Genomic DNA, 21394 nt, shown 5'->3' with positions numbered 1-21394 from the left:
CAGCCTTGAGCAATCAAGGCTGTCTTTATTCTATGAATACCCTCAACAAAAAAGTAGATTAAACCTTTACTGAATTTAGTGCACCCCAGTGTCTTGCCCGGATTTATGCTTTTTTTCGAGTTAGACCTTCTCGTAAACATACAATTTAGCAGGTATAATAAGCTAAGCTTTAAAGGTTAAATGTTAACTTATAAAGTGTTTCTAAAACAATTATAGAGCTTTAGCCCCGCTTTTTCTTTGCTGCTTTTTCTTTAAATTTGATATTGTTGTAGTTGTTATTTAACATTTGATAGCTATAACAGAAACATCTGATACCCCTGCCTCATTTGATAACGCTCTACCTTAGGTACATGATTACTCCTCTTAGTGTGCAGTTTTATAAGTGATTGCTCACGAGGTGCAGTTTATTGTTAATTTACAATTTGCGCCATATGAAAATAGTGAACACCCTTTGTTTCCTCCTGCTGTTAACGCAGTATGTGCAGGGAAGCCCTAAAGTTTTAAGCTACCAAAAACTCGATGATGGAATAGTTGTAAAGCTGGAGCAGACTAATTCGGGAGATCCGCATACCCTCAGGCTTCGAGTAGTTTCTGATAAGATAGTGCAGGTTCTTGCTACGCCAACAGAAGTCACTAACAGACTGCAACCAAGTTTGATGGTTGTCAACAAGGCAGGCACTAAGCAAAAAGCTGACTGGGATCTGAAAGAAGAAAACAAGAACCTCACTTTAACTACTAATGCCCTTACTATAAAGGTGGATGGTAATACAGGCGCTATCACATTTTCAGATAAGAATGGCCGGGTGGTGCTACAGGAAAATTACGATGGCAAGCCTGTTTTTACTCCTGCTCAATTTGGACAGGAACAGGCATACCAGCTGCATAAAACTTTTCAGGCGGCTCCTGACGAAGCTTTTTATGGACTGGGGCAGCATCAGGCCGGCATTATGAACTACAGAGGCTATCAGGTGGACCTGACACAGTATAATGGCGTAGCAGTAGTGCCTTTTATGATGTCGAGTAAAAACTATGGCCTCTTATGGGATAATAACTCTATTACTAAGTTTGGTGATGTAAGACCTTATCAGCTACTGTCTAAGCTGACGTTGTATGGCAAAGACCAGAAAGCAGGGGGCTTAACCGCTACTTATGTGTCTGATCAGAAATCCGGCAAAGCGCCTATTGTTCGCCAGGAAAAAGAAATTGACTATGAATTTCTCAGTTCTCAGAAGAACTTGCCAGATGGGTATGCGCTGCAAGGAGGACTTGTAACCTGGGAAGGCTACATTGAAAGTGATGCAACAGGCAAGCATACCTTCCAGATGCCGGCTGCCGGTTATATAAAAGTATGGATTGATAACAAGCTGCTGCTTGACAAATGGCGTGAGGCTTGGAATCCCGGCTTAAATATTTTTACACATGAGCTTAAAAAGGGACAAAAGCACCCGGTTAAAATAGAATGGAATCCTGATGGCGGTGTGTCTTACCTGGCGCTACGCTACCTGGCACCGCAGCCTGAGCAAGACAAAAACAGGTTTTCTTTTGCCTCCGAAGCAGGCGACGAAATCGACTACTATTTTGTGTATGGCCAAAACAAGGATGAGGTAATCAGCGGCTACCGCCAGCTAACAGGTGATGCGCAGATTATGCCCAAGTGGGCCATGGGTTTTTGGCAAAGCCGTGAGCGCTATAAAACACAGGATGAGATTCTGAGTACGGTACAGGAGTTCCGTAAGCGCAAGATCGGACTGGATAATATTGTTCTGGACTGGTCTTACTGGAAAGAGGATCAGTGGGGAAGCCAGCAGTTTGACGAAACCCGTTTCCCGAATCCGGAGGGGATGATCAGAGAACTTCACGATAAATACAACACACACTTCATGATTTCGGTGTGGCCAAAGTTTTATGAAGGCATCGCAAATTATAAGCTTTTCAACGACAAAGGGTTGTTGTATAAACAAAGCATCAACGAAGGTATCAGAGACTGGATTGGGCAAGGGTATGTGTCTACCTTTTACGATGCTTATCATCCGGAAGGGCGTGAGTTGTTTTGGGATGTGTTAAATAAAAACCTTTACAACAAAGGAGTAGACGCCTGGTGGCTGGATGCAACCGAACCGGATATTTTGTCAAATGCTTCTATTGAACACCGAAAAGCATTGATGAATCCTACTTACCTGGGTTCTGCAGATAAGTATTTTAATGCTTATTCGCTGATGAACGCAAAAGGTATTTATGAAGGGCAGCGTGAAACGAATCCAAACGATCGTGTATTTATTCTTACACGCTCCGCTTTTGGTGGTTTGCAGCGTTATGGAGCCGCCACATGGAGTGGCGATATTGCTTCCCGTTTCGATGAACTGGAGCGTCAGATTCCGGGAGGGCTTAACTTTTCCATGTCGGGCCTGCCTTACTGGACAACCGATATCGGGGGTTTCTTTGTTGAAGATAAATATGACCGGCCAGACCCGAAAGGTGATGCCTTGGAAGAGTGGCGTGAGCTGAATGCCCGCTGGTACCAGTATGGCACGTTTACACCTTTGTTCCGTTCGCATGGCCAGTATCCGTACCGCGAAGTATTTAACATCGCTCCTGAAGATCACAAGGCTTACCAGTCTATCGTGTATTACAACAAACTGCGCTACCGCCTGATGCCTTATATTTATTCGTTAGCAGGCCAGGTATACCATAACGATTATACTATGATGCGGGCACTGGTGATGGATTTTGATACAGATAAGAATGTGTTGAATATCGGTGACCAATTTATGTTTGGGCCGAGCCTGCTCATTAATCCTGTTTATAAAAGAAATGCCACCAGCAGAAAAGTGTACCTGCCAGCCAATATAGGGTGGTATAATCTTTATGATGGTAGTTATCAGGAAGGTGGGCAAACAGTAGATGCTGCTGCACCGTATGAGCGCATGCCCATTTTTGTAAAGGCAGGAGCGATACTCCCTTTTGGCCCTGAAATAGAATATACCACACAAAAACCAGCAGATCAGATTACGCTTTATATCTACGGCGGAAAAGATGGCAGCTTTGAGCTTTATGAAGATGAGAATACCAACTACAACTATGAGAATGGAAAGTTTATCAAAATCCCGATCTCTTATAATGACGCTGCCAAGACACTAACCATCGGCAAGCAGCAGGGCGAGTTTGCCGGTATGCTGAAGAACAGAACTTTCAATGTGGTGTATGTAAGCCGGAACCAGCCAAAGGAACTTCAGTTTGATGCTAAACCCCTGAAAGTAATTAACTATAAAGGAAAAGCTACTTCGGTGAAGCTGATCTAACTGCTATGGCCCAGGGATTAAAACCAGCTACTGTTACCATTACTATAAAATAGGCTAAGATTTAGTTTAAAGAGAGTGCTTTTGTCACGCGTACAGGAATCTTCATATCTATGCTAAAATCAAAAAGTAAACCTTACAAACGTTTTGCGGCTGCCTGTGCTTTTGTGGCAGGTATAGCCTGGGGGCCAACAGCTGCCGGACAGTCTGCTACTGTGCCCTTACATGATCTGTCCTTTTTTCAGAATCCCGGCAAAAGCTGGCAGCTAGCTGCCGATGTTACAGCCGATCTGGGTAAAGCAAACATCCTGCATCCTGCTAAAGGGACAGGTGTTTTAGTGAATATGCCAAGCAAAAACAAAGGACAGGACCTGGTGTCTGTTGCGGAATATGGCGATGTAGACCTGGAACTGGATTTTATGATGGCAAAAGGATCGAACTCGGGCGTTTACCTGCAAGGCCGCTACGAAATTCAGCTGGAGGATAGCTGGGGGAAAAGCAATAGATCTGCCAGCAGCAATGGCGGCGTGTACGAACGTTGGGACGAAAGCCGCCCGAAGGGGCTGCAAGGGTTTCAAGGGTATGCACCTCGCCAAAACGTAAGCCGTGCCCCTGGCTTATGGCAGCATCTGAAGGTGTCATTTCAGGCACCCCGCTTCGATGCCAGTGGAAACAAAACCGAGAACGCCAAGCTGCTGCGCGTAGAACTGAATGGCGTAACTATTCATGAGAATGTGGAGCTGTTTGGTCCGACCAGAGGCGCCATCAGCAATACAGAGAAAGCAACAGGGCCTTTACGCTTTCAGGGTGATCATGGGGCAGTAGCCTTTCGAAACATTTTGATCAGCCATTTTACCAAGCCACGCCCTGTGCTAACAAATCTGGCTTATACTATTCATGGTGGCAGGTACGACCAAAGCAGGCAGTACCGTAATTTACCACCTGAAGCCGAAGGGCCTTCCGGCATCCTGACCTCCAACCTGGCTTATAAGTCGAAGCAGTTCCTGGTGCGCTACACAGGTACCCTGCAAATAAAAGATGCGGGCGATTATACTTTTAACCTGAATACCCCTGGTGGTGCAGGCATGGTGAGTATCAATAACAAGGAAGTAGTGCCGATGAATGAGTGGGACAGCAAAGGCAGTACTACGTTGCCTGCCGGTAACATTCCGTTCGAACTGCTTTACACCAAGTACATGGATTGGGCTGCGCCTGTGCTTAATCTTAAAGTATCCGGGCCGGGCTTACGGGAATTTATCATAAGTGATACAGAAGTAGGTTTAAGCGATGTGGTAGATCCTATTCTGGTAGATGCCCAGGATAAACCTGTGCTGCGAAGCTTTATGGATATTCCGGGAAACTATAGAGTAACGCATGCTGTATCGGTGGGCAGTCCTGCGCAGCTGCACTATACTTATGATATGGATCATGGCGCATTGGTGCAGTTGTGGAGAGGCGGTTTTATAGATGCTACTCCTATGTGGCATGAACGGGGCGATGGCTCATCAAGACCTGTTGGTTCTGTAAAACATTTTGGAAAGCCAACGCTCTCTATTGCAAAGCTTACCTCTGAGCAGGCAGCCTGGGCAACTGATACTACGGGGAGTTCTTACCGCCAGAAAGGATACAGCTTAACAACCGATGAGCAGCCTACCTTCTTATATGAAGCCTACGGCGTTAATGTGCAGGATGCAATTCGTGTGCTGGAAAATGGGCAAGGCCTGCGCCGTGAGGTAAATGTGCAAAATAATGGTGCTGGTTTATACATGCGTCTGGCCGAAGGAAGCAAAATTGAAGAGATGCCAAAAGGCATGTATTTAGTGGATGATAAAGCATACTATGTAAAAATTGAGGATGCAGGCGGAGCCAGGCCAGTTGTAAGAACAGTGGCAGGGCGTCAGGAACTGATCATTCCTGTAAAAGGAAAGGTAGCTTATTCCATTCTTTTTTAAACCAGAAGATGTTGTTACACATGAAGAATAGAAGTAAGAAAAATTTCTGGCGTGCCCTGTTTGCTGTAGCAGTGTTTGCCGGCACAGGTATTGCCGCACAGGCACAGGAGTCTCCGAAAGAAGAAGACTTCTTTAAAATTATGAGGATAAGTTCTCCGGAGGGTACTTTACTGGAGGTAGGTGGCCTAACTGTGCTACCTAACGGAGATGTAGGAGTATCTACGAGAAGAGGCGATATTTTTATAGTTGAAAACCCAACCAGTGCACGCCCGCATTTCCGCAAGTTTGCCTCTGGTTTGCACGAAGTACTGGGTTTAGCCTATAAAGATGGTGCCTTGTATTGTGCCCAGCGTGGCGAACTTACTAAATTAACCGATACCAATAACGACGGTAAGGCAGATCTTTTTCAGACAGTTTATGCCTGGCCATTGTCAGGTAACTATCATGAGTATAGTTTCGGACCGAAGATAGCACCGGATGGCTCTTTCTTTGTGTCTACTAACTTAGGTTTTCCTCCTTCCTGGTGGCACGCCATCAGTATGGTGCCCTGGAGGGGATGGTTGCTGCACATTACCGAAGACGGTAAAATGGAGCCATGGGCTACAGGCTTGCGTTCTCCGGCTGGTTTAGGAATGATAGACGGAGAAGTGTTTTATTCTGAAAACCAGGGAGACTGGGTAGCATCGGGTGGTATCTGGCACTTGAAAAAAGGAACCTTTGCAGCACACCCAGGAGGGCTTCGCTGGAGCAACAGACCTGAATCACCTGTTAAAATGACCATTGAGCAGATACATGCCAAGGTAGATCCGCGCAACGATACAGATGCAAGAGGCGAAGCTGTAAAACCTGAGAACATAGAAGGAGCCAAATTTAACACAATGTTCGAACTGAAGAAGGATTTCCCTGAAATGCGATTGCCTGCTGTTTGGCTTCCGCATGGTATTATGGGGATATCAAATTCTGAGATTTTGAAAATTCCAGACGGACATTTTGGGCCGTTCGAGGGGCAGCTGCTGATCGGTGATCAGGGGCAGAGCAAGATTATGCGCGTAATGCTGGAAAAAGTAAATGATGAGTATCAGGGTGCTGTAATAGATTTCCGGAGTGGCTTTCAGTCAGGTGTGCTGCGTATGGCCTGGGCCAAAGACCGATCTTTGTTTGTAGGTGAAACGAACCGTGGTTGGGGATCGGCGGGTGAAGCCAATGAGGGCCTGCAGCGCCTGGTATGGAATAATAAAGTGCCTTTTGAGATGCGCACTGTGCGGGCCATGCCAGACGGCTTTGAAATTGAGTTTACAATGCCTGTTGATAAAAAGTCGGCAGAGGACCTGGCTTCTTACGCTGTGGAAAGTTTTAGCTATAAGTACCATGCCGTGTATGGTAGTCCGCCGGTAAACCTGCAGAAATGCGTTGTTAAAGGAGTAAAAGTGTCGGATGATGGAATGAAAGCACGCATTGTAGTAGATAACCTGCGCCAGTCCTATATTCATACCATCTCTCTGAATGGTGTAAGAGCTAAAGAAAATTATTATGAGCTGGTGCACCCAACAGCATATTATACCTTAAATAATATACCTACAGGTCAGAAACTGGCAATGGGGGAAGTTAGTACAAAAAGATCTGCCGCTGCTAAAACTGGTTCTGTTGCAAATGCACCTGCCAGGGCTACAGCAAAAGCTTCTACTGCAAAACAGGCTGCAGCATCTAAGAAAGTACCTACTTTTGAAGATGTAAAGCCTTTGCTGGCAAAGAACACCTGTACAGCCTGCCACGCAGCAGATAAAAAACAAGTGGGCCCTGCCTTCAAAGATATTGCCAAGAGGAAGTATACCAGCAAACAAATCGTAGCGCTTATTCATAACCCGAAACCTGAAAACTGGCCAGATTATGCTACTCCCATGCCGCCTATGCCGCAGGTGCCAACAGATGAAGCATTAAAAATTGCCGATTGGATCAACTCCCTTCAATAAAAAATGATTTATTTGTAAGCTCCAACTGCTTCTGTTACAGGAGAGGTTGGAGTTTGTTTTATAAATACACTTTAAAGTCTACCTATGAACGTAAAGATGAAGTTATCTAAAAATCAAATTGCCTTAGCTGCCGCTTGTCTTGGACTCTGTGCTGTTTCCAATGTGCAGGCGCAGCAAAAAGTACCTGTTCCGCCTAAAATGTCACCTGAAATGACTGAGTTTTGGGAGCCTGAACCTCGTGTTGTAACCCCCGGACAAGGTACAGCAGCCCCTTCTGATGCTATTGTGCTTTTTGATGGAAAGGACCTGTCGCAGTGGAAGGCTAAGAATGGTAATGGAGAGGCTAAATGGCAGGTGAAAAACGGTGAGTTCACGGTTGGGAAAGGAGATATTTCTACCAAGAAAGAGTTTGGTGATTTTCAGCTGCATATTGAGTGGAGCGCACCGGACGAAGTTGTAAGTTCTAGCCAGGGCAGAGGCAACAGTGGTATTTTCTTGCAGGATCGTTACGAAGTGCAGGTGCTGGATTCGTACAATAACAGAACGTATTCTAACGGTCAGGCTGGTAGTATTTATAAGCAGCACCGCCCGTTGGTGAATGCAATGCGTAAGCCAACAGAGTGGAACGTGTATGATATAATCTATACAGCACCTAGGTTTAAAGAAGATGGAGCCTTATTTTCTCCAGCCAAAGTTACTGTTATCCATAATGGCGTGCTGGTGCAAAATAACACGGAGCTAAAAGGTCCTACTGAGTACATTGGTCTGCCTGAGTACAAAGCACATGGTAAAGCGCCTATCAGCTTACAAGATCACGGTAACCCTGTAGCCTATCGCAATATCTGGATAAGGGAGTTGTAGCAGAGCTTACCTTTTATAAGCAGCAAGGAGAGGAGGTGAAGGATATTTTACCTCCTCTCCTTGTTTATATAGTGATTGCATGCCCTTGCAAGTAACTCTTCGATGGTTCTAAAAACAGTCTAGCAGAGGTATGATACATTTTGGTCAAAAGAATGATAAAAAAGTTTCAAAACTGAGATTGCTTTACTAGGGTTGCACAGCCTATCTTTAGATGCATTTTAGAACATGTGATTAGTCACTGTTTTAGTGGAGCTGCTGCGAGATGTTTGGAGTAATCAATTATGTAATAACCAAGATGTGTTTTAGAAATTTTATAACATATAGTTTGCCACATCATCATCATTAACAAAGGTTTAATTATGATGATGCCAACGTTGGCGTCTTTGTTACAGGTATAGTAAGTATTTCTTCTGGTTAGGGTATGAGTGGTTGACTGAAAATAAGTAAACTGTATAAATAAAAATGCTATAACACAAGATTTGAAGCCTTTATAACCTGATTTTAGAGGGTGTTAACATTGTGTCTCCACATCAGAAACATTTTAGCTACTGCGGTTAAATCCTGATTATTATCTTTAGCTCAATTAAAAGGCCACTTTTAATTTTTTTTATAAGTGATTAATCACAAGTAGATAGTGTAAAAGTTTAAGTAATTGTAGTAGCTCTGCTACAAAACGGGTTAACAGGTTTAGAGACTGGAGGTGAGTGGAAGGAGTTAGGTTGATAAAATGAAAATAAGTTAAAACTAATATTACCAAAATCTATATTATATGAAGCATATTTACTATTACAGAGAATACTTTTCAGGTATTCCTGTATGTATTTTAAGTAGCAAATGGAAAATAGCACCGTTATTGGTTGCTGTATTTCTACTGCAGAGCATCTGCAGTTTTGCTCAAACAGCACAAACAATCACAGGTAAAGTTACATCAGCTACCGATAGAACAGCATTACCTGGAGTAAGTGTAAGGGTAAAGGGCGGTACAACAGGAACAGTTACTAATGCAGATGGTGATTTCACACTTCAGGCCCCAGAAAATGCGGTGCTGCAGGTTTCTTACATAGGCTTTACTACACAGGAAGTAAATGTAAACGGAAGGTCTCAGGTTAACATTTCTCTGGCAGAAGATCAGAAGATGCTTAACGAAGTAGTGGTTACGGGGTATGGTGAGCTAAGACGAAATGATATCACGGGTGCCCAAACAACCATCAGTTCAGCGCAAATTGAGAAAACTGTAAACACAACTATTGAACAAGCTATCCAAGGCCGGGCTGCAGGTGTGTATGTTACACAAAACACAGGCGCACCTGGTGGTGGTATTTCTGTAAATGTTAGAGGTGTTAACTCGATCAATGGTAGTAATGAACCTCTTTATGTTATTGATGGCGTACAAATTCAAGGTTCAACTTCTGCTTCCGGAACAAACCCTTTGGCGGCTTTAAATCCATCTGATATTGAAAGTATGGAGGTGTTGCAAGGACCTTCTGCGACAGCTATTTATGGCTCAAGAGCTACTAATGGAGTTGTGCTAATAACAACAAAACGTGGTAAGGCTGGTGAAGTGAGAATAAATTACTCTTACCTATATAGCCTACAAACGCCTCCCAAGCGATTGGCCGTTATGAATTTGCCGCAGTATGCTCAGATGGAGAATGAGTACAAAGCCATTGCCGGAGGAACAGTAAGAGAAGATTTTCTGGACCCTTCTTTACTAGGTGAAGGCACAGACTGGCAATCTGAATTATTTAACAATGCTCCCATGCAAAAGCATCAGGTAAGCTTAAGTGGTGGTGGCGAAAAAACTACCTATTACCTTTCCGGAGAATATTTAGATCAGGAAGGCATTGCTATAGGTTCAGGGTTTGATCGTTATTCGCTGCGATTGAATTTAGACAACCAAGCTAAAAAGTGGCTTAATATTGGAGCAAACTTTAATTATGCACAGACTAACGAAAGGTTATCAACAACTCAATCGAATATAATTTCGACAGCAATTCAACTGCCTCCTCATATTCCTGTAAGAAATTTGAACGGTACTTATGGTGGAGGTACTGTTACGTCAACTAATACGGCTGAGCAGTTTACTCCCCCTAACCCTATTGGCCTTGCTAATCTCACAACAAACGAATTAACCAGAAGGCAATTCTTAGGGGGGATAACATTAGGTTTCAAACTTATTGAAGGATTAGATATACGAACCTCCTTAAATGGGAATATAAATTATGCTAATTCACTTTATTTTTTACCAACATACCAATTTGGCTATCAACGGAATGTTGAAGCTACTCTTAATAATAGAGACGACATCAACACCTACTGGAACTGGAATCAGTTGATTCAGTACCAAAAGCAGCTTGGCAAGCACAGTATCAATGTTATGGCAACCCATGAAGCCCAGGAATCAACCTGGAGACAACTTTATGGTGAAAGACGCAAGTTCCAGACGAACGACATACTTGACCTGAATGCTGGTGATATTTTAACAAGCGTTGCGCGAGGCGGGCATGGTGACTGGGCAATGGAGTCTTACCTGGGAAGGATTAACTATAACTTTGGTGACCGCTATATTATACAGGCAGCTTTTCGTGCTGACGGATCGATCAACTTTGGGCCTGAAAATAAATGGGGATATTTCCCATCCTTATCAGCTGCCTGGAGAGTCTCAGAAGAACAGTTCTTTACTGTTCCGTTTGTAAGCGACTTAAGGCTAAGGTATGAAATAGGCCTTACAGGTAATCAGGGTAGTGGTGGTGCTATTTATGGTACACTTTCTCCTGGGCCTACAACATGGGGTACAGGTTTCATTGCAAACAGATATCCTAACCCGAATTTCCAGTGGGAGGAGACTAAAACAAATAACTTTGGTTTAAACCTAGGTTTATTTGATAATAGAGTACAGCTTGAGGCAGACTACTATATTAAGGACACCGATAACCTCATCTTAACTGCTACTTTGCCTTGGTACATGGGCACGAATGGTAATGGTGCTGTATCAGCTCCTTTGGTTAATATTGGTTCTTTGCGTAACAAAGGGTGGAGCTTTACCTTGAATACAGTAAACATTGATCATTCAAATTTCAGATGGGAATCTAATTTCAACCTATCTCATTTTAAAACTACGCTTAAAAGCCTTTCTACCGAAAATAGTATCCTTAACCGTACCACACGTGAATGGGGGGAATGGACTCAGCGCTCCATCGTAGGGCAGGCTCCATGGTTGTTTTATGGATATATAGAAGAAGGGATTTTCCAGTCAAGAGAAGAACTGGAGAACAGTGCTTTACCCGCTGATAATGACGGCAAAGAATATGCTATAGGGGAAAACAGCATTTGGGTAGGTGATGTAAAATACCGGGATGTTAATGGAGATGGTATTATTTCAGGAGAAGACCAAACCTTTATAGGTAACCCTTGGCCAAAATACTACGCAGGCTTTACGAACACTTTTTCTTATAAAGGATTTGATTTAAGCATCCTAATTACTAGCACCATAGGTAACGATATTTACAATTATCTGCGCAACGAGAATACAAATCCTAATAATATCAATCTTGGCCGCAACCTGTTTGTCGGAGCATTTGATTATGCTAAAGTAGCGGTTGATAACGAAGGGAATCCATATCTGTTGAATCCGGGAACTACAATCGCAAGAATGTCAGGAGGCAATAGGAACAACAACTTTGACCGTCATACTGATAAATATGTAGAAGACGGATCATTTGTAAGACTTAAAAATGTGACTCTGAATTACAATTTACCATCGTCAGTAACCGATAGAGTAAGCTTTATCAGGGGTGCCAGAATTGGTATAAGTGCACAGAACGTTGCTACTATTACCGGCTATTCAGGGTTTGATCCGGAAGTGGGGTCTCACGTAGGGGGCTTGGAAAACCCTAATTCTGCAGCCATAGGAGTTGATTACGGTCGGTATCCATTAACGCCAGTTTACTCTGTTAACATTGGTATTGATTTTTAATTTAAGACATCTGACAAAATGAAAAATAAATTTGTAATACTAAGCGGATTGTTGGCATTATCCCTTTTTACAGGGTGTGGGAAAGAATTTCTTGATAGGCCTCCGCAAGATACATTGGTTGATGCTATCTTTTTCAGCACCGATGACCAGCTTCTGGCAGCTTCTGCGCCTTTATATAGTGTCGTATGGAAAGACTATGCAGATAAGGCTTCCTGGGCACTAGGCGATTTAAGAGGAGGAACTACCTTTCGTGCATGGGGTTACAGAGATGATGTGTTGTTTAATACTACAGCTGTTTCTTCATCAAACAACGAAGCTTATCGTGCCTTTTATATTGTAATTGGTCAGGCAAATACATTAATTCAAAACATTAATACATATGCAGGAGCAGGCGTAAGTGAGGCCGTTAAAAATCATGCACTCGCTGAAGCAAGATTTATGCGAGCCACAGCTTATTATTATCTTGTTTCAAATTATGGTCCTGTACCTATTATTGAGAATAATATTGCTTTACTAAATGATAAAGACCTTACCCGAAATACAGTGGAGAGTGTTTGGGAATTTATCACAAGGGATTATCTTTTTGCTGCGGCTAATCTGCCCTCAAAGCCTGTACAACCTGGAAGAATATCAAAATGGTCGGCTGAAGGCATGTTGGCCAGAACATACCTTACAAGAGCAGGCGTAGGAAGTTCTGGTAAAACCAGGAATCAGGAATATCTTGATAAAGCAAAGGAATATGCGCAAAGAGTGATTGAAAGCAATGTTTATGCGCTGCTACCTAATTATGAAAACTTGTTTAGGTATCCTTATGATAATAATTCAGAATCATTATTTGAGCTGCAATGGGTTTTTACGACCGATTATGGCTATGCAAATACCATGGTTTCTCAGCTTACCTTTAGCAACGATATTGCAAATGGTGATGGTTGGGGAGGTGACCTAGGAGCATCCTGGTGGATGTTGAGCCTCTATGATGGATTGATTGACAAAGGGAACCTAAGTACAGAAGATGATGACGGTGTTCGGCCTGGCTTTACAGTTGACCAGCGTCTGAAAGCAACCTACATGTTGCCAGGTTTTCAATATCCTGAGATAAGCCAGACTGTAAGAAACGATGCAGGTGTAGAATCTGAACAGCGTTTAGTTTTCCCGGCTCCGGGAAATGATGCGGATCAAAGCTTTGCAAGCATTAAAAAATATGTGGTTGGTAAGGCGAAAGATGTAGGAGGCCAGGCTATAGCACAGCGTTATCCTAACAATACCTATATGTTGAGGCTTTCAGAGATGTATCTTACTTATGCTGAAGCAGCACTTGGTAACAATGCGTCGACTAATGATGCAAAGGCTTTGGAATATTTTAATGTGGTGCATATGCGTGCTGGTTTACCTGAATATGAAGATGCACTTACATGGGATGTAATATTCCATGAGCGCATTAAAGAATTTGCGATGGAGGGATTAGCTTGGTACGACTTAGTAAGGCTACATTATTATGATCCTGATAAAGCTTATAAAATTATAAACGAACAGGATAGGGGCCTTTTTGTAATTAAACCCGACCGAATGCCTAATCCTACTGGTTGGACTTTTACTAAAACATCCTGGTTTGAAGGCAGAAAAGCAAATGCAAATTCTGGGAATTTCCTCCTTCCAATACCTGCGGCAGAGGCAAGTCAAGCTCCTAACCTGAGAAAAGAGCCTGTACCTTATGACTTTGGGGGGTAATATCAATATTCATTGAGATAAAAATACTGCAAAATGAAATTAAATTATAAATCACTGCTGTTCCTTTTCCTTGCTTTTGCAATGGTAGGAATGTTCTCAGCTTGTTCGAAAGAAGATGATCTTCCGAACGATGGAAAGCCGGTCATTCAATATATCAGAATAACCAGACCTGATGCGTCTGATTCGCTTATTGTTAAGGCTGGCCAGGGCGCCATGATTGCCATTATAGGTCAGAACCTTCAGAACGCACGTGAAATCTGGTTTAATGATAGGCAAGGATCCTTAAGCCCGACTTTCATTACGAATACAACTATTATTACCAGGGTACCGACCCAGATTCCTACAGATATCACTGATAAGCTAAAGATTGTTTTTGCCAATGGAGAGGTATTGCTTCATGATTTTGAAGTTAGAATAAGCAAGCCGCTACTTACAAATTTAATGAGTGAGTATGTGAATGCAGGAGACATAGCCACCATAGTAGGTGATTTCTTTTACGAACATGAGCCTATTGTTGTAACTTTTACTGGTGGAGCACAAGGAGAAGTTGTATCAGTTGAGGATAATAACAGGTTGCATGTACGGGTTCCGGAGGGAGCAGAACCTGGGCCTATAACTGTTAAAACCTACTTTGGGCAATCAAAGTCGGCCTTCTGGTTCCGCGATAACCGAAACATTATTGCTGGTTTCGAGAATACCGATTTTTCTGGCTGGTGGCATGGAAAGGACTTTATCAAAGAATCAGATGCTGAAATAGAGGCAATTAATGGTAAGTTCATGCGCATAAATAGAAATCTTGGTGCTTGGGGCTGGTTCGAAATGTGGGTAGGAGAAGGTACAATAAAAGAGGATACAAAAAATATACCTGCCGATGCATTTGCAAATCCTGCTAAGTATAGCATGAAGTTTGAAATTAATACCTTGGCTTCGCTTACTGGTGCTGAAATTAAGATGTATATGGGAAATGGTGCTGTTGGCGACAGAGACAATGGCAGTTATACCTGGAAGCCTAACCTTAATACTGAAGGTGAGTGGCAAACTGTAAGCATTCCATTTGAGGATATTCTGGAGGCAAATAACAATGATAAAAATAAGTTCGAGTATAATCCGAACGGTTATGTTGTGTCCTTTCACTTTAGTGGTCCTCTGGCTGTAAATGCAAACTTTGGGCTGGATAATATCCGTGTTGTACCAACTACACTTTAATAGCAAGAGAATAAAAAAATTACATATGAAAAGTTTTTATAACATAAGGCTGCTATTGCTTGTATGCCTGGTAATATGTTTCGGTATCATTACCTCGTGTGACGACGACGATGATGCACTTACAAATTCGGGTGAGGTAGAATTATTAAGCTTTGGCCCGACGGGTGCTCAACACGGAGAAGAGCTGCGATTTATTGGTAGAAATTTAAATAAAGTAGAAGCTATTGTCTTACCCGGCGTTACAGTTGCTAAAGCAGATTTTAAGGCACAGTCATCTGAACTGATCACGCTTATAATACCGGCAGAAGCAACTGAAGGTAAGGTTACTCTTAAACTTGCTGGCGGGCAAGAACTGGTAACTAAAACTGTGCTAAGTTTCGAAGTGCCGGTTACTATTGCTACTATAACTGAAAAAGCAAGACCCGGAGCCAATATTACTATTACAGGTACTAAACTTAATTGGATAACAGGGGTTATATTTTCAACTGAACCCATTGATACGGTAGATGAGTTTGTATCTCAAACTCCTTCTGAACTAGTTCTTACTGTGCCAGTTAATGCGAAAACAGGCAAATTGCTGATTTTAACAGGTGGTACAGAGCCTTTAGAGCTTGAAACGGAAGAAGAGTTTGTTGTTGCATTACCAACTGTGACGGCTTTAGCGCCTGGCTTAGTCAGACATGAAGAAAACCTGACATTAACTGGTACTGATTTGGACTTGCTTGGAGCCATCGTATTTCCAGGAGGTACAAGAGTTTCTGATTTTGTTAGCCAAACAGCTAACCAGGTTGTGGTAAAGGTGCCTAATAATGCAAATGCCGGTTCCCTTACACTGGTTGCGAAAAATTCGTTAGTAGCAACAGAAACAGAGGTCGAATTAAAGCTTGTACTACCAGCAATCACCTCTATGACTCCGAATCCAGTTAAGCATGGTGCTAATCTTACAATAAGTGGTACCAATCTCGATCATGTAAAATCAGTCGTTTTCAACGGAGAAGGAGCAGTTGCCTCAACGTTTGTAAGTCAGAGCAGCAGCAGCATTGTAGTAACTGTTCCGAACAAAGCCACAGCCGGAAACCTAAAATTCATTACAAAACGTGGTGACTATTCTGTGACAACTGCGGCTGAACTTAGAATTGTTTTACCTGCCATTACAAATGCTACTCCATCACCGGTTGATCCTGGAGCTAACCTAACAATTACAGGTACTAATCTGGATCTTGTTAAATCTGTAGTGTTCAATGGTGATGCTTCTGTCTCAAACTTTGTAAGTAAAACAGCTAGTCAAATTGTTGTTACCATACCTAATAATGCCAGAAGTGGTGCTCTAAAATTAGTAACAACCAGTAACTTTGAAGTAACAACCCAAACTGAAGTTGAAGTTGTTTTACCTGCTGTAACTTCTCTTACTCCTTCCCCGGTACTGCCAGGTGCATATTTAACACTTAATGGATCTGGTTTAAATCTGATTAAAGAAGTACGTTTTGTAGGAGGCGCAAAAGTAACAAGCTTTTTAGCTCAAACAGCTTCGCAGATCATTTTAGGTGTACCTGCAAATGCAAAGACAGGTAAGTTAACGCTTGTAACTGTTCGTAATCTTGAAATAGAAACGAGCCAGACTGTTGAAGTTGGAACTGGCGGGCCGGCACCATTAGCTTATGCGCTATATGAAGATGCTTTGCAAAACGGATGGCAGGAATGGACAACAGGAGCTAATAAGCCTGATCTAGCTAATACAGAGCATGTACTTGTTGGATCAAAGGCCATAAAAGTGAATATAAACCAATGGGGATCCTGGGGCGGTGGTTTTAGTACAGCGGCTGCACCTGCCGGAAAGTATACTGAATTTACATTTTGGGTATATGGTGCTCCAGGTGTAAATGGTAAAGTCAGGTTGCTTGTTAATCCAGGTAACTGGGATGATCGAACAACATTTACTGTTGTAGAAGGCAAATGGACAGAGGTTACTATTCAACTGGCTGATCTTACAGATAACAATGGAGTCAGAAACCCAGCCACCTGGTCTGACATTCGGTTCCAATCAGAGATAAGCGGAGAGATGTGGTTTGACCACATTGGGTTTAGGTAATAGATTTTTTTTCAACAGTAGAAAGAGGCTATCCTTGATACGGGTAGCCTCTTTGTTTTTACTAAAGAACATATGTGAGGATATGCCATAGACAATGTACCTGCTAAACATACAATTATAAGATTGTGTACGATGTTAGCTTTTGTTTTACTGGTTGCTATGCCAGGAGTTTCTGAGCAAAAATTAAAATTAAGATGCTACTCTTTCTGGTTGCGCCACTAAAAAAATATAAGCAGCTTGTCCAGGAGGAAATGCTGTAGAACAAAAAGAGATGCATTTTATACGATGAACATAGCCCCCTACACCCGAAAAGGGAAAACCAGTATAGTAGCAAAAGATGGTATGTCGGCTTTTTGATGAAGTATAGGTGTAGTAAATGCTCACTCTGTTAATGTTTTCCGTGCCAATTTAAATGCTCAACAACCACTCTTTTTATAAAACTCACCAGGTTTAATCTACTGCTTTTATCTGATTAATCTCATAAAGGGTACAATCATGCGATGCCCTTATACCTCTTATCATCAGGCAGAATGTTTTACACTTCAGTAGACATAAATCTACTATTACCTATTTCTTTGGCTTAAGCAGAAATCTGGTATAATGGCAAATAATATAATAAAATGAAGTTATTGTGAACAATGGCTGAATTTGCAACAATGCTTCCTATAGTTTTAAAGTAATAGTTGCTGGCAGTTTTCATAAGATTTGCTTTAAGCAGTTCTGTTATTAGAAACTTAAAAACACCTTCGAAATAGCTTTAAATAGACCTTTAACATTTTAGGTATACATCAGAAACATTTCATCCGGTACAGCTATTAAGTAATTGGTAACTTTAAATTCCGACTAAAGGTAATATTTGACCGCTTGGGTATAAGTGATTGCTCACGAGGTATAATTGTATAAAAATAAGAAAGGAGAAAAAGCCGACCGAACTTAATAAAGTATGAACGAATGGAAGACACATCAGACAATAAGATAGCTGAAGGATCAGCAGTTAATCTCAATACAATAAATTAAAATTTACATTAACAAAATCCATAGACACAATGAAGCATCTGTACTTTCACAGGAAATATTCAGTGGATAATCCTGTAAGTATTTCATTCAGAAAATTAAAGTATACTCCCTTGCTGGTAGTATTAATGCTATTGCAGAGCATTGTTGGCTTTGCACAAACAACTCAAACTATTACAGGTAAGATAATTTCGGCCGCAGATAATAGTGGGTTGCCGGGTGTAAGTGTTCGGGTAAAAGGAACAACTACCGGTGCTGTTACTAATGTGGAAGGTAACTTTACCCTGCAAGCGGCAGAAAATGCTGTACTCCAGGTGTCATATATTGGCTACGTAACACAGGAAGTAAGTGTAAACGGCAGGTCACAGCTAACTATAGCCCTGGCAGAAGATCAGAAAGTGCTCAGCGAAGTAGTTGTGACTGCCTTGGGAATAGAAAGAGAAACCAAATCTTTAGGATATGCAGTTTCTGAAGTATCTAATGAGCAAATAACTGGTAACGGCGAAACCAATCCGATTTCCTCGCTGGCCGGTAAAGTGGCAGGTGTAAATGTTTCCGGTAGTACTGCCGGCCCCACAGGATCGAACCGTGTTGTTATTCGTGGTATCCGTGAATTGAATGGAAACAACCAACCGCTCTATGTGATAGATGGCGTGCCAGCCGTAAATGGAAATGTCGGAGGTGGTGTTGGTACTGGTGTTTATGGTGGAGGCTATGACACAGGTGATGGTTTATCTGATATAAACCCTAACGATATTGAGTCTATTTCTGTGCTGAAAGGCTCTGCCGCAGCAGCTCTTTATGGTAGCCGTGCCTTAAATGGAGTAATTCTGATTACAACTAAGTCTGGTAAAAACAGAAAAGGCTTAGGGGTAGAGTTGAACAGCAACACCACTATTGACCAGATCAGCACTGTGTATAAAGACCGGCAGCAAACTTATGGCCAGGGGCAGAATGGGGTATTTCCCAGAGATGCGATAAATGCCAATGATATAACTCAAAACTGGGGCCCCAGATTCGGCGATCCTAATTTTGCAGAGCGTATACAGGCAGATGGTTCGATTCGACCTTATCAGATAATTGATGATAATGCGCAGTCTTTTTACCGTACTGGTAGAACGTTATTAAATACAGTGGCAGTAGTTGGTGGTAATGAAGAAACCAATTTCAGGGCCTCTTACTCAAATACTGATATTGAAGATGTTTTTCCACAAAGCGGTGTAGACAGAAATAACATTACGCTAAGGGCTTCTAGTAAAATTTCGAAAGGGTTAACCGTAGATGGTAAAGTAGCCCTGACAGATGAAAGAGTAAGATTTCGACCTGCTTTAGGTGACGAACTAAACAATATAGGTAACGCATTGGCTGGTCTTGCTTTAAATTTTGACCAGGAGTGGCTGCGTTATTATGAAAATGAATCCGGTGCCTATATACCATACAGTGGTGATCAGTACAGAGCAAACCCATACTGGACCCTGAATAGAACAAATAATGCCAGTTCGAAGCGCAGAGTAAACGGATTACTTAATGTGGGTTATAAGTTTAACGATATGTTTAACCTGAACCTGCAGGCGGGTACAGACTTTTTCAGGTTTAGTAACCAGGTATTTGAAGACATTGGTACGCCTACAAGGGTGGGTGGTTCCTTAAACCTGTTCGAGTCAAACGTTAGCGAAACGAACTATCAGGGTATTTTTAACTTCAACAAAGATGTAACAAGCGACATCACGGTTGGAGCTTCCTTCGGAGGTAACATTATGAGGTATCGTAGCGAAGGAACACAAATATTAGGAACACAGGCCGGCAAAGCCGGTGGCGATAACATTACCAATTTTGCTAATGTTAATGTTACGCCAATTCCAGGAGACAGAGATATTTACTCTGTGTTTGCTACTGCTAATTTTAGCTTCAGAGACTATCTTTTCTTTAGCCTGCAAGGCAGACAGGACTGGGCCTCTACATTAACAACAAAAGAAAATACAAATGATTATTCCTTCTTTTATCCGGCAGTTGATGCGAGCCTTGTCCTGACAGATGCTCTAGACATAAAATCAGATGTACTATCATTTGGTAAAATCAGGGCAGCTTATGGTCAGGTTGGCAGTGACTTTTCGCCTTATCAGACAAACTTTGCTTATAGGCTAACGGGCAGGTATTACAACGGCATGCCAATGGGTGAAATTTTAGGTACAACCATTCCAAATGCTAACCTGAGACCACAAATCAAGACTTCTTTCGAACTTGGGGCTGATGTGCGTTTATTCTTGGATAAAGTAGGCATCGACTTTACCTTCTATAATGAGGTAACAAGTGATGTCCTGCTGCAAATTCCGGTACCAACTACAACCGGTTTCGAAAGAGCCGCTCTGAATGCGGGTGAGTTAAAAAATACCGGAGTTGAAATTTTATTACGTACCACTCCAGTTGAACTTGCCAATGGTTTCCGTTGGGACCTGTCTGTGAACTTTGCTAAAAACAGAAATGAAGTAGTACAGATTACCAATGAACTGGATGCCTTTGTAGTTGACCAAGCCCGTTGGGCAAGTGCCCAGATTGTGGCACAAGTGGGCAGACCTTTCGGAACTATTGTAGGTCCTGCTCTTCTTCGTGATGCGCAAGGTCGAATTGTACATGATGCCAGCGGATTACCCATGAGAACTCAGCAAGAGGATATTGTTCTGGGAGAAACTCTGGCTGATTGGACAGGTGGTTTAACTAACTCTTTCTCTTATAAAGGATTTGAGTTACGAGGTACGCTTGATATAAGAAAAGGCGGGGATATTTATTCTATGACAAACCGACAGATGTATCAGAACGGATCCCACATCGATACAGAGGCCGGGCGTGAATCCTGGAATGAATATCAGCAGGCGGTAAGAGCTTATCAGGATGCTAATCCGGGGGCTTCTAGTGCCGAAGTAATGGCTAATGTGCCGCAAAACGGGCGTGGGTTTATAGGTGCAGGTGTAAATGAAAACGGAGAGGCAAACACTGTTCCTGTTTCTCCATCTGCTTACTGGAATGCATATGCACAGAGTCCTGAAGGCTTTATATATGATGGAAGTTATATAAAACTAAGAGATCTGGGGCTAAACTACACCTTCGACAGGACAGTTTTAAAAGGATTACCGATTCAGTCTATCACGGTTGGTGTTATAGGCAGAAACCTGGCTATTCTTTACAAGAATGTCCCTAATATCGATCCGGAGTCAAGCTATAATAACAGCAATGGGCAAGGCTTTGAGTATGGCTCACTTCCTGCAAGGAGAAGATACGGTGTTAACCTGGTAGTAAGATTTTAA

The 21394-nt window shown here is 42.3% G+C and carries 9 protein-coding genes; all 9 read left to right on the top strand.

Annotation, left to right across the window (positions count from 1 at the left end):
• Positions 1-431 precede the first annotated feature (431 nt).
• The 9 genes from C1N53_RS14700 (at position 432) to C1N53_RS14660 (ending at position 21394) form a co-directional block, all read left to right on the top strand.
• Positions 432-3299 (top strand): TIM-barrel domain-containing protein, encoded by a 2868-nt coding sequence (locus tag C1N53_RS14700; protein WP_137760028.1) that lies wholly within the window; start codon positions 432-434, stop codon positions 3297-3299.
• A gap of 110 nt (positions 3300-3409) precedes the next feature.
• Positions 3410-5248 (top strand): DUF1080 domain-containing protein, encoded by a 1839-nt coding sequence (locus C1N53_RS14695; protein WP_137760027.1) that lies wholly within the window; start codon positions 3410-3412, stop codon positions 5246-5248.
• A gap of 20 nt (positions 5249-5268) precedes the next feature.
• A complete protein-coding gene (locus tag C1N53_RS14690; RefSeq protein WP_137760026.1) occupies positions 5269-7218 on the top strand; it encodes a c-type cytochrome in 1950 nt (649 codons plus the stop codon).
• A 96-nt stretch (positions 7219-7314) separates the two neighbouring features.
• Positions 7315-8079 (top strand): DUF1080 domain-containing protein, encoded by a 765-nt coding sequence (locus tag C1N53_RS14685; protein ID WP_206077578.1) that lies wholly within the window; start codon positions 7315-7317, stop codon positions 8077-8079.
• A 769-nt stretch (positions 8080-8848) separates the two neighbouring features.
• Complete coding sequence (locus C1N53_RS14680; protein WP_137760024.1) at positions 8849-12055, top strand: TonB-dependent receptor; 3207 nt, start codon at positions 8849-8851, stop codon at positions 12053-12055.
• 18 nt (positions 12056-12073) lie between these two features.
• Entirely contained in the window at positions 12074-13783 is a 1710-nt protein-coding gene (locus C1N53_RS14675) for a RagB/SusD family nutrient uptake outer membrane protein (protein ID WP_137760023.1), read from the top strand.
• A gap of 33 nt (positions 13784-13816) precedes the next feature.
• Positions 13817-14989 (top strand): glycan-binding surface protein, encoded by a 1173-nt coding sequence (locus C1N53_RS14670; RefSeq protein WP_137760022.1) that lies wholly within the window; start codon positions 13817-13819, stop codon positions 14987-14989.
• Positions 14949-17078: an IPT/TIG domain-containing protein gene (locus tag C1N53_RS14665; RefSeq protein WP_168194038.1), complete on the top strand. Its 2130-nt coding sequence runs from the start codon at positions 14949-14951 to the stop codon at positions 17076-17078. Before C1N53_RS14670 ends, C1N53_RS14665 begins: the two co-directional genes overlap by 41 nt.
• A gap of 1046 nt (positions 17079-18124) precedes the next feature.
• The gene (locus tag C1N53_RS14660) at positions 18125-21394 is read left to right on the top strand and encodes a SusC/RagA family TonB-linked outer membrane protein (protein WP_137760020.1); all 3270 of its coding nucleotides are present in this window, start codon (positions 18125-18127) and stop codon (positions 21392-21394) included.

The organism is Pontibacter sp. SGAir0037 (genome assembly GCF_005491705.1).
Classification (GTDB): Bacteria; Bacteroidota; Bacteroidia; order Cytophagales; family Hymenobacteraceae; genus Pontibacter.
Note: the sequence above shows the minus strand (reverse complement) of the source record. Positions and strands in the feature narration are given on the sequence as shown.

Excerpts from the sequence above, each read along its gene's own strand:
- C1N53_RS14700 (WP_137760028.1), top strand. The coding sequence starts at position 432 with ATGAAAATAGTGAACACCCTTTGTTTCCTCCTGCTGTTAACGCAGTAT.
- C1N53_RS14660 (WP_137760020.1), top strand. The coding sequence starts at position 18,125 with ATGAAGCATCTGTACTTTCACAGGAAATATTCAGTGGATAATCCTGTA.
- C1N53_RS14690 (WP_137760026.1), top strand. The coding sequence starts at position 5,269 with ATGAAGAATAGAAGTAAGAAAAATTTCTGGCGTGCCCTGTTTGCTGTA.
- C1N53_RS14670 (WP_137760022.1), top strand. The coding sequence starts at position 13,817 with ATGAAATTAAATTATAAATCACTGCTGTTCCTTTTCCTTGCTTTTGCA.
- C1N53_RS14680 (WP_137760024.1), top strand. The coding sequence starts at position 8,849 with ATGAAGCATATTTACTATTACAGAGAATACTTTTCAGGTATTCCTGTA.
- C1N53_RS14695 (WP_137760027.1), top strand. The coding sequence starts at position 3,410 with ATGCTAAAATCAAAAAGTAAACCTTACAAACGTTTTGCGGCTGCCTGT.
- C1N53_RS14685 (WP_206077578.1), top strand. The coding sequence starts at position 7,315 with ATGAAGTTATCTAAAAATCAAATTGCCTTAGCTGCCGCTTGTCTTGGA.
- C1N53_RS14675 (WP_137760023.1), top strand. The coding sequence starts at position 12,074 with ATGAAAAATAAATTTGTAATACTAAGCGGATTGTTGGCATTATCCCTT.